This is a genomic window from Paenibacillus sp. P4_A7 (genome assembly GCF_056402455.1).
In genome coordinates, this window is sequence record NZ_JBFUHJ010000184.1 from 1 (window position 1) to 9,905 (window position 9,905).

General features: G+C 46.6%; 11 protein-coding genes and 1 pseudogene. 11 read left to right on the top strand and 1 reads right to left on the bottom strand.

Annotation, left to right across the window (positions count from 1 at the left end):
• The first annotated feature begins 112 nt into the window (after positions 1–112).
• The 5 genes from AC1DWN_RS19685 to AC1DWN_RS19705 are packed head-to-tail and all read left to right on the top strand — an operon-like array spanning position 113 to position 4,389.
• Positions 113–907, top strand: coding sequence for a hypothetical protein (locus AC1DWN_RS19685; protein ID WP_477560604.1), 795 nt, complete (start codon positions 113–115; stop codon positions 905–907).
• A complete protein-coding gene (locus AC1DWN_RS19690) occupies positions 904–1,182 on the top strand; it encodes a PqqD family protein (protein ID WP_477560605.1) in 279 nt (92 codons plus the stop codon). The genes AC1DWN_RS19685 and AC1DWN_RS19690 overlap by 4 nt, the downstream gene beginning before the upstream one ends.
• Entirely contained in the window at positions 1,175–1,618 is a 444-nt protein-coding gene (locus AC1DWN_RS19695) for a S24/S26 family peptidase (protein ID WP_477560606.1), read from the top strand. Before AC1DWN_RS19690 ends, AC1DWN_RS19695 begins: the two co-directional genes overlap by 8 nt.
• A 37-nt stretch (positions 1,619–1,655) precedes the next feature.
• A complete protein-coding gene (locus tag AC1DWN_RS19700) occupies positions 1,656–3,890 on the top strand; it encodes an ABC transporter ATP-binding protein (protein ID WP_477560607.1) in 2,235 nt (744 codons plus the stop codon).
• Between the two features lies 1 nt (position 3,891).
• Entirely contained in the window at positions 3,892–4,389 is a 498-nt protein-coding gene (locus AC1DWN_RS19705) for a DUF1854 domain-containing protein (RefSeq protein ID WP_477560608.1), read from the top strand.
• A 264-nt stretch (positions 4,390–4,653) separates the two neighbouring features.
• On the opposite strand, the gene AC1DWN_RS19710 is transcribed toward AC1DWN_RS19705, so the two are convergent.
• A complete protein-coding gene (locus AC1DWN_RS19710; protein WP_477560609.1) occupies positions 4,654–5,127 on the bottom strand; it encodes an SRPBCC family protein in 474 nt (157 codons plus the stop codon).
• 133 nt (positions 5,128–5,260) lie between these two features.
• On the opposite strand from AC1DWN_RS19710, the gene AC1DWN_RS19715 reads away from it, so the two are divergent.
• The 6 genes and pseudogenes from AC1DWN_RS19715 to AC1DWN_RS19740 form a co-directional block, all read left to right on the top strand.
• Positions 5,261–5,674, top strand: a complete 414-nt coding sequence (locus AC1DWN_RS19715) for a winged helix-turn-helix transcriptional regulator (protein ID WP_477560610.1) — start codon at positions 5,261–5,263, stop codon at positions 5,672–5,674.
• Between the two features lie 306 nt (positions 5,675–5,980).
• Positions 5,981–6,223: pseudogene (locus AC1DWN_RS19720) on the top strand (DUF3977 family protein); the annotation flags it as partial.
• 277 nt (positions 6,224–6,500) lie between these two features.
• Positions 6,501–6,848 (top strand): VOC family protein, encoded by a 348-nt coding sequence (locus AC1DWN_RS19725; RefSeq protein WP_047685110.1) that lies wholly within the window; start codon positions 6,501–6,503, stop codon positions 6,846–6,848.
• A gap of 637 nt (positions 6,849–7,485) precedes the next feature.
• Positions 7,486–8,865, top strand: a complete 1,380-nt coding sequence (gene ltrA, locus AC1DWN_RS19730; RefSeq protein ID WP_477560611.1) for a group II intron reverse transcriptase/maturase — start codon at positions 7,486–7,488, stop codon at positions 8,863–8,865.
• Between the two features lie 191 nt (positions 8,866–9,056).
• Positions 9,057–9,320, top strand: coding sequence for a hypothetical protein (locus AC1DWN_RS19735; RefSeq protein WP_477560612.1), 264 nt, complete (start codon positions 9,057–9,059; stop codon positions 9,318–9,320).
• Between the two features lie 166 nt (positions 9,321–9,486).
• On the top strand, positions 9,487–9,905 hold a 419-nt coding region (locus tag AC1DWN_RS19740), incomplete at its 3' end, for a phosphotransferase-like protein (protein ID WP_477560613.1).

Consider the following 9,905-nt stretch of genomic DNA (forward strand, 5'->3'; position numbering starts at 1 on the left):
ATCGGAGGTTAACTAGAAACAATGATAGATTTTATCTGAGAAGCGGAGCTAACGATCGAGTTTGCTCCCTTTTTCTTCTCAGGAATAACTTCTGAAGAACGGGCGGTGCATAATGACGTACACATTGCATACACAGGTCGGCAGGAGTTCGATCGATTTTCAAATTCAAACTACCTTTTTATATGATGAATTGACCGCGCGTTTTCGTTCCTTTGAAGCAAGCGGAAATCTTGAAGCGCCTGACATTCAGGTGGAGGTCTACGACTTTTACGGGAAACCTTTCGACGACGGTCCTGTCGAGATTCAAGAGAACGGCGGCGAATATGTCTATATCCGTGCGGACTATAAGCTGGTGACAACACCTGATTACAGCCAGGCAAAAATTTATGTTCACGATGACCTTGCACTCAAGCACGCCTTAATCAATCTCTACAGCGCCTGGCTGATCCATCGGCGCGCAGGGCTGCTCATCCATTCGTCATGCGTGGTGGAGGATGACCGCGCTTGGATGTTCGCTGGGCCTTCGGGAGCAGGCAAGTCGACGGTAGCTGATCTTTCCGTTCCCCGTCCTATTCTTTCCGATGAGGCTACGCTCCTATTGTTTGAGCCGGATGGTTCGATTACAATCCATGATTCCCCATTTCGGAGCGAAATGGAAGAAGCATGCGAGCTTCCAAACAGTCCCTTGGCAGGCATTCATTTTCTGATCCAATCGCAGGATGTAAGGCGGGTAGGTATCCGCAAAGGTGACGCGCTGATTTCATTGCTGGATAAGGTTTTTTATTGGGAGCATAACAAGCTGGAAACGGCAAAGATGATTGCGCTTTGCAAGCAGGCGGTAGAAGGCGTACCGGCTTATGAGCTATATTTTCAGAAAAACGATACCTTTTGGGGAGTGATATCATGACGATACTGGCAGACCAAACACTGCTGAGACGGGAAAATATCGAGACGGCTGAGCTGGATGGCGAGTGGCTGCTGCTGAACATCGACACCCACGCCATCACGAAAGTGAACGAGCTTGGAGGCTATATTTGGTCGATTCTTCCCGAATATCCAACTGTCGCCCAACTGGCCGAAAAAGTACATACCGAATACGGCGTTGAGATTGAAGTTGTCCTCGATGACGTTCAGGCGTTTGTTGAGATGCTGATTGAGGCCGGACTGCTAATAAATGCATGATTTGACGCCAGCCATATCAGCAGTAATCCAGCGTACCGGAAAGATCGAGCTGCCCTCTGCGGGTATCAGCATGTATCCCTTGATCAAGGAAGGAAACGTAAGCACTTTCCTGTCCGTGCAACGGGAAGAATTGAAACTTGGCGATATATGTTTATTTGTTACGGACCAAGGTGCGTTGATCGGACACCGGCTGTACGCCGTAAAGCAGGACGGCTCAAAGGAATTATTTATCTTCAAGGGAGATACATGCTTTGAGCCGGATGATCCCTTACCGTTCACAAGCATTCTGGGACGATGGTCCGGCGTTCGCCGTAACAGCCGTTTTCAAGCTGCGAATCATTGGAGATCCAGGCTGCTTGCTGTACTGGCTTTGCGTGTACCTAAATGGCACAAAGTGATTCGATGGTGCGCAGAAAGAAACGAGCGTAATATGTAACTGCCGGAGAGTGACATTGACAAAGGAGTATTTTAAATTGAAAACGGAGAATGCGAAGCGGGAAGCTGGTAAACCTGTTAACGGCGTCGCAGTCGAACAACAGGATACGGAGAATCCATGGCTCCGTTTAAGGGCGGATGTGGATTTCACCCTACGACGATTTCGGCATTACGAGGTTGTTTTCAAGACTTTGACCATGGAAATGGTGGACGGGCAAGGGAAAACCATCATGACCTTCCATAAGAATAACATGATCGATGTATCCGTTCGCGAGGTTTTCGGCGGAGCATCGTTTTTTATTATAACCCGTGATGGCGGGATAGAAGCTGCGAGATTCTCGCTTCCGTACATTGAGCCTTTCCGACAGGCTGTTCCCGCGATAAGGAACTGGTTGGCGGAAGGGGACGAAACTGGAGGTCTTACCCTCCCAGCTCTAGAAGAAAGTACGGAAACGTATAGATGCTCAAAATGCGACAAAACCGCCTCTCCGGGTACAAGCAAGTGTTTAAACTGCAGCAGCAAATGGTCCATGCTGCGCAGGTTGGCGGCTTACTGTACCCCGTACCGAAGCCCCATGCTGGTAAGCGCGCTGCTGCTTGTTTTATCCGTATTTATGGAAGTGATCCCACCCTATTTGATCAAAATTATTGTGGATGAAGTGGCCAAACCGTCTGGAAGCTTGAACGTGCTTTTTGCCTTGGCAAGCGGTTTGGCCCTTGTACAGGTGTTATCTGCTGCGATGCAAGTCATTCGAAGCTACCTTGGCGTTCGAATAGGCGGGAAACTGGTAGGGGCGATCCGCCGGGATATGTTCGGCGCTTTGATGAAGCTTTCGATGCGCTTCTTCGATCACCGCCAGGTCTCTCAATTTATCGGCCGCATCCAGGATGATACCGATGAATTAAAAGAATTTTTGACGAACGGCATGGTGTATCTAGTCACACAGATGCTGCTCGCCGTAGGCATCCTGTTTATGCTATTCCATCTGAATTGGCAGCTGGCAGCGATGATTCTGATCCCGACCCCATTCTTGTTTGCCGGATTCTATTGGCTGTGGAAGAGGCTGAGCTCACTTTGGTATTCGCAATGGCAATCCGCTTTACATGTCAACAATGTGATTGGCGAAGCGCTACAAGGCATTCGAGTCATTAAAGCCTTTGCGCAGGAGAATGCCGAGAAAAACCGTTTTGACAAGGTGAATAATCATTGGATCAATCGCACGATTTCCTTCGGTAATCTTTGGCTTGGCGTATCTCCGATTTTTACGGTACTGACGGCTGTGTTCGGCATCGCTGTTTGGTATTTGGGAGGACGATCGGTCATGTCCGGCACCATGTCTATTGGAACATTGACCGCCTTTACGACCTATTTGCTCATGTTCTTCGGGCCTGTTCAAGCCTCCGGGCAGCTATTAAGCTGGCTTAACCGCTCGCTTGGCTCGGCCGAACGGATTCTCGAAATCATCGATGCCAAGGTTGATGTCCCTGATAAACGGGATGCGTTGGAGCTTTCTTCCGTTTCTGGCGAGATTCGCTTTCATGGTGTACGATACGGGTATGAAGTGGAACGACCGGTGCTAAAAGATATTAACCTCACCATACGTCCCGGTGAAATGATCGGGCTGGTTGGCCGCTCCGGTGCAGGGAAAACGACTCTCATAAACATGATTTGCMGGTTTTATGACCCGAATGCCGGAAGCGTTGCGCTTGACGGGCACGACTTGAGAGATATCCGGCAGGAGAGTCTCCGGAAGCATATTGGCGTCGTGCTTCAGGAAACGTTTTTGTTCGATGGTACGATTGCCGAGAACATAGCCTACGGCCGTCCGGATAGTCCGCCGGAGACCATTATCGCAGCTGCCCACGCCGCGAATGCCCACGATTTTATTTGTCGTCTGCCGGAAGGCTACGATACGCGCGTCGGGGAACGCGGACACCGCTTATCGGGCGGGGAGAAACAGCGTATCGCAATTGCGAGAGCGCTGCTGCTTGATCCGGAGATTTTGATCTTAGACGAAGCGACGGCATCTGTTGATACGGAGACGGAGCGGCTAATTCAAGAAGCGTTAAGCCGCTTAATCCGGGGAAGAACCACCATCGCGATTGCCCATCGCCTATCCACTCTACGTCATGCAGACAGGCTTGTAGTCCTCGACCAAGGCCGCATTGTTGAAATGGGGACGCATGAAGAGCTTTACGCGAAACAAACGCATTATTATCGTTTGGTCGAATCGCAAAAACAAACGGCGAAAATACCATCGGAGGTCGGATAAGATGAACCCGTTATTCTTTTTAAGCCGCTCGGAGTTGAGTCAAATCCGTTTGTTCCGATCTTCTGACGATATTTTGCATTTGGAGCAGGAAGATAAGGGTTTTGCCCACGTAACGCTTATTCGCAGTTTTCCGTATACAATGCCCGACAGGTTCATCTCGGTTCGCTCGGCGGAAGGGCGTGAAATTGCAATGATACAGGATGTGAAGCTTCTTGCGGAAGATAGCTTTCAGGCGGTAGGAGAAGAGCTTGACCGAAGATATATGATTCCTGTCATTACACAAATCCTGACCGTTAGAAAAAGAGGCAGCGAGTGGCATTTGCAGGTCGATACGAATTATGGCCCGGCAGCATTGGTCATGGATAACCTCCATGAAAATATCCAACCCGTAACGGAAAGCCGCTGGATGGTAACGGACWATGAAGGACGCCGCTTCGAGCTGTCCGATCCGGAGCAGATGGATGCCCGAAGCCGTGATTATTGGAAGAAGCTGGTCTGATTAACGGTTTGTAAAAGTCAGGAGGTATTCGTTTGGAATACAAAGGGTCATCCGCTTATGATAACACTGATTTTTTTGTTAACTACTAGTTAAGCTAACGGGAACAATAGTTTAATAAAACAGCGGCAGTCTTGGACTTTATTTTCGCGTCCTGGACTGCCGCTGTTTCTTTTATCAAGGTCAAACGAAGGATGCCGAATTGGCGATGCAAAAAAACGTAACAGATCATCAAAGCCAGTCTAAAATTTTATTTTCAACAAACATCTAAGAGTTTTCTATGCCGTGTTTGTTTGCAATTTGCTCGTTTTGGTTGGGCTGGCCCTTACCCTCGGTAATCAAGTTGCGCAGGCTGCCGTTTATGTAGGTACCCCAGGAGTCCGAGCATACGCCGTAGCATTCGTGCGCGGGGACGAGGCCTACGTGCGTAAAGTGAACTTCTGTTTTGTCACCCTTCTTGGCGATTTCAAAGACAATGTCGGTACCCTTCCACTCGCTCTTGTCCTTTACGAAGTTAAAGTAGTTGTCTACAATGTGCCAAACAACCTTTTTACCTGGAACAAGTTCGGTGATATTGATGGTGCAGCGGTGAATGTCTTGGTAGTGGTACTTAAATTCACCGAGTTCGTCGGTCCTACCCTCAATTTCTTCTGACCACCACCCGCGGACGTTATTGATGGCGGCGAAGACTGCTTCGGGGCTTTGGTCTACTGTAAAAGAAGTGCTGTAATTTTGATTCATGCAAGTTATCTCCTCACGCTATTTGTTGACTACCACACTGAGTATAAAACGCGTACTTGCAAAACGCAAGTACGAATAATATATACATGCTCATGACTTGCAAAATGCAAGCACAGATAGTATAATCATGCTCATGAAAAAGCGAACTTCCACAGTGTGTCCAATCGTATATGCGCTCGACATATGGGGTGATCCATGGAGCCTAATCATACTTCGTGACGTCCTTATCCATAACAAGCGGCATTACCGCGAGTTTCTTGCTTCAAGCGAGAACATCTCAACCAATATTTTGAGCGCACGGCTCCAATCACTCACTGAAGCAGGCCTGCTCGTCAAGATAGAAGGCGATTCAAACCGCGCACAAACGATGTACCGACCAACACAAAAGGCACTTGATCTGTTTCCGGTCGTATTTGCCATTATGCACTGGGGCCTTAAATACAACCCAAATACCAATATGAGTATTCCGATCATGCAAGAACTAACAACAAACGAAAAAGGGCTGGAGCAGCGTCTATTGCGAAATTTCGACGATATTACTTCATAATAAAACCACGTCGTAGTTCCTGAATTCTCCATGACCAATGTAGGAGGTACGGAACCAAAACGGATGTTCACATTTTCTGGTACTACTCGGAAAGCCAGGACAAGTAGCTGCGGGTCCCGCTGTACAGGTTAAGGCAAGTGACAAATGTTTCGATGTTAAACTGAACAGGATTATATAGTCTTTACCTAACGGGAGAGGAGCTTGCTAGTTGGCAGCTCCTCTTTCGTTATTAAACTAAAGGGTAGTGCTTCCAATATGTGTTAATATAGACATGCTAGACTTCTGCTAAGAAAGAGGTAACCTCGGTTGAAATATATCGAAGTAGGTATGGGGAATACTTGGATTATCCGAACGGAAACAGAATTTGATGATGGGTCTGAGATTGAGCAGAAGGGTGTTATTAAGCCAATTATATTTCACTCCATCTACTTAAGAATATGGCTTGGGAAGAACGTGTTCATTTGGGACTCCAAACAAGGTTTTAAAAGAATGAATAAACCACGACGTGCGTTTAAGTTTATTTTAGGAATAGCAAGTTATCTAAGTGAAAGTGAAACTCAGTTGTGCAAGGAATCCCTGTGGAAGACTATGAAGGCTCGATTGAATAGTATGCAAACGTTCTAGGCTGCGAACTTATTTTTAAAAGGGGGATCGCTCAACTAAAATTGCCCTCAGGACAGAAAATTCTATTATATGAGCCGGATAATCACGATGAATCCAGCATCTGGTTTACTGGGGATTATAAGTCGCATCCACATTTTTCAATTCAGTTTGTCACTACAGATATATCTAGACTCCGAGATGAATTTTTGGGCAATAGAAGACCATGATAAAAGGTTTCGGAGGGATATTTTGGAGAACTAAGAATCTTGAAGTTATAAAAAAATGGTACAGTGAAGTGTTGAAGATTGAAATAGAAAATTGGAATGGGACTGTTATAAAACCCCAATTAGGAAATGAGACTATCTTTTCTTTCTTTACCGAGAATGACAGTTATTTTCCAACAGAACAACAAGTGATGTTAAATTTCCAAGTACATAATCTAAACGAGACTATTAAGCATCTTGAACATATTGGTGTACCTCTTGCAAAGAAAAAAGAGATTAGTGAATTTGGAAAGTTTATTTGGATTGAAGACCCTGAAGGTCGACTGGTCGAGCTTTGGGAGAAATAACGAGTTGTAATTCATTTGCTATTGAGCTAACGGGACACGTTAGTTGAACAAATAAGGAGTAGTATGCTGCGGCAGCTGCTCCCTTTCTTTGTTAAGCTAACGGGCAGTGCGCGCCTAGCCAAGCTAGGCACAACTTACTGATGCAAGTTCAGTCGGGGTAGGGACCAAGCCACCCCGTAGCTAGCAGGCAGACGTCGGCGAAATCCGGCGGTTGAAGCCCTGTGAAAAGTCGCGCTCTGCGCGGTGAAGCAAATCTGCAGGCCGTAATGAAAATGAATCCTACCGCATCGTGAAAGTGAACCCGAAGGGGACCAGAGGGAGCCGAGCCACGACTGCCCCGGCGAAGGCCATGGAATGCGCGAAGATCTTGGAATGCAGCGCAGAAGAACCCTCCGGTGTAAAGGGATCGGCATGTAGAGACAGTTGTGTCTGGAACTAGGGAGACCCTACCTCGCACGAAGTTTTTTTCGTAACGAGCAAACCTATAAGCCCCAAAGGTGAAATGGTGAGCTGCGGGAAGGGAGTCGGAGGGGGCCATACTACCAATGATCCGGAGGACARCATAACCCCGGGGAGGGAAGGGCGCCGAAAGGCAATACACCACTTCGTTCACGGGATATCAAGGAGGTAAGAGCAAGTGAATGCCGAATACACGGCTAACGCCACCAACGAAAACGCTCGACAACTCCAAAATACCCTCTATCTTGCGGCTAAGGAAAACCCCAAGCGTAAGTTTCATGCACTGTACGACAAAGTATTCCGGGAAGATATCCTGCAAGAGGCATGGGCAAGAGTGAAAACTAATCGCGGCAGTGCCGGCATCGATGGACAAACGATCGAATTCATCGTTCGAGAGATTGGCGAAGAATCCTTCATCAAAGAGATCAGGCAACAGCTAATGAATGGGAAATACCGACCATCTCCGGTTAAACGGAAAGAAATTCCGAAGCCGGACGGAAAGACACGTCCCTTAGGTATTCCAACAGTCCTTGACCGGACTGTTCAGATGGCAACTAAACTGGTGATCGAAGGCATATTCGAAGCGGATTTCAAAGATTGCTCATACGGATTCCGCCCCAAGCGATCAGCCCATCAGGCTATTAAGAGCATCCGGGAAAGCATCAATTGGGGCGTGGTCAACTGGGTGGTAGTCGTAGATATTACAGGCTACTTCGATAATATCTCCCACAGCAAGCTGATGAAACTAGTCGAAGAACGCATCTGCGACAGGCGTATTCTGAAGTTAATTAGACAGTGGCTTGAAGCAGGTGTAATGAAGGATGGCGTATGGCACAAAACGGAGATCGGCAGCCCACAAGGCGGCGTAATCTCTCCGCTTCTGGCCAACATCTATCTGAATTACCTCGATACGATATGGGAAAAACGGTTTTTTCATCTCGGAAAGCTGGTAAGGTATGCCGACGATCTTGTCATTCTGAGCCAATACAAACCGCAGGCGCTCGAGGCGATTCGTACCCTTAAAGCGATCTTTGGGAAACTGGAATTGACCATGAACACGTCCAAATCAAAGCTAGTGTGTCTTTGGAAGAACCAGGACGGGTTCGACTTCCTTGGCTTTCATCATCGGAAGATGCCTTACCTCCATAAAAACGGGACAAAGTATCGACTGCGAAGCTTTCCATCGAAGAAAGCAATGAAGAAGATGCGCAATCGTATGAAGGAGGAAACGGCAGCCAGAGGCCGGTTGAATTGGCCGATAAAGTTGATGGTCGAGCTGCTGAATCCTATGATCCAAGGATGGCGTAATTACTATGCTCATCTAGATGTGGATCGAAGTATGGCAAATCGTTTCCTTTCAAAAGTGGACTGGTATATCCTGAGGAGATTAAGACTGTTCTGGAATAACAAACACAGGAAACGCAAGCAGAATTGGTCAGAGATGCATTTTCTGCTTCAACGTACAGGACTGAAAACATTATGCACATGGAAAAACCGTACTGCCCTGGATGAAGAACGTCGGAAAGCCGTATGCGGGAAAACCGCACGTACGGTTTGATGAGGAGGGGTTGGGATCCCCAGCCCTTTACTCTACTTAACGAAAAACAGGAAGCTATCGTAACTTAGCAACCGTTCTGTAGGGAACGTTGACATAGTTTTTGAGTTGCGTGGAGTACAGACAGACGTAATAATAGAAAAGAGGAAAACAAAGTTACTCAAAACAAAAGGGGGTAGGAGAACGTGTCGAACATGGACAAGGAGAAAAAGGCTCTTGAGAAAGTGACAACGGTGTATGAAACATGCGAGATCATAACGGCGAAAGTGTACAAGGTCAGCCCGGAGCAGAAAGAGGAACTCGATCGTCTGTCAGCTGAGAGGCACGAAAAGTTACTCGAGGAGGCAATACCGAAGATCCGCGCACGGTACGAGCAGCTAGTCAAGCTCCGTCAGCAACAGCCGAAGGCTGACGAGGGTGGCAAGCTTCCGAGTGATTCCGCTAACGGGAAACGATAGCGGAGGAGCTTGCTATGTGGTAGCTCCTCTTTTGGTTTATTGAAGTAACTGGCAGGATTGTTCAATAACTTCGCGAATACTTCAAAATTGATAATTTTCGTGAAGTTCGTAAATACACTGTTAGCTGAAAGATACGCAAAAATAAAATTATGAAAGGCGGATTCTATTGAAGCCAGGGATTATAGTTCTTCTTAATGGAACTTCAAGTTCTGGAAAGACAAGCATATCTAATGAATTATTAACTCAAATTGATATCCCATTTCAACAATTATCAATTGATAATTTTTGTAATGGGCTATTTCATAGTTATACTGATTTCATTAACAGTACATATCCGAGTATTAAAACAAATGGTGCAGAGGATGGACAATTAGCAACTCAAATTCTTACAAATCCGTTGATTTCATTATACTACTCGACAATAAAACTATTTTCAGCGATGGGAAACAACGTAGTTGTAGATTCTGTTATAGGTAATGACAAATGGTTCAATACTTGTATTGAATTATTATCGGATCACCCTGTCATATTCGTAGTAGTTAAATGTTCAAAGGAAGAACTTGCTAGAAGAGAACAACTTAGAGG

What these genes read in the sequence shown, in the direction of transcription:
- AC1DWN_RS19685 (WP_477560604.1), top strand. Translation starts at nt 113, where the DNA reads ATGACGTACACATTGCATACACAGGTCGGCAGGAGTTCGATCGATTTT.
- AC1DWN_RS19690 (WP_477560605.1), top strand. Translation starts at nt 904, where the DNA reads ATGACGATACTGGCAGACCAAACACTGCTGAGACGGGAAAATATCGAG.
- AC1DWN_RS19695 (WP_477560606.1), top strand. Translation starts at nt 1,175, where the DNA reads ATGCATGATTTGACGCCAGCCATATCAGCAGTAATCCAGCGTACCGGA.
- AC1DWN_RS19710 (WP_477560609.1), bottom strand. Translation starts at nt 5,127, where the DNA reads ATGAATCAAAATTACAGCACTTCTTTTACAGTAGACCAAAGCCCCGAA.
- AC1DWN_RS19715 (WP_477560610.1), top strand. Translation starts at nt 5,261, where the DNA reads ATGAAAAAGCGAACTTCCACAGTGTGTCCAATCGTATATGCGCTCGAC.
- AC1DWN_RS19725 (WP_047685110.1), top strand. Translation starts at nt 6,501, where the DNA reads ATGATAAAAGGTTTCGGAGGGATATTTTGGAGAACTAAGAATCTTGAA.
- AC1DWN_RS19735 (WP_477560612.1), top strand. Translation starts at nt 9,057, where the DNA reads ATGGACAAGGAGAAAAAGGCTCTTGAGAAAGTGACAACGGTGTATGAA.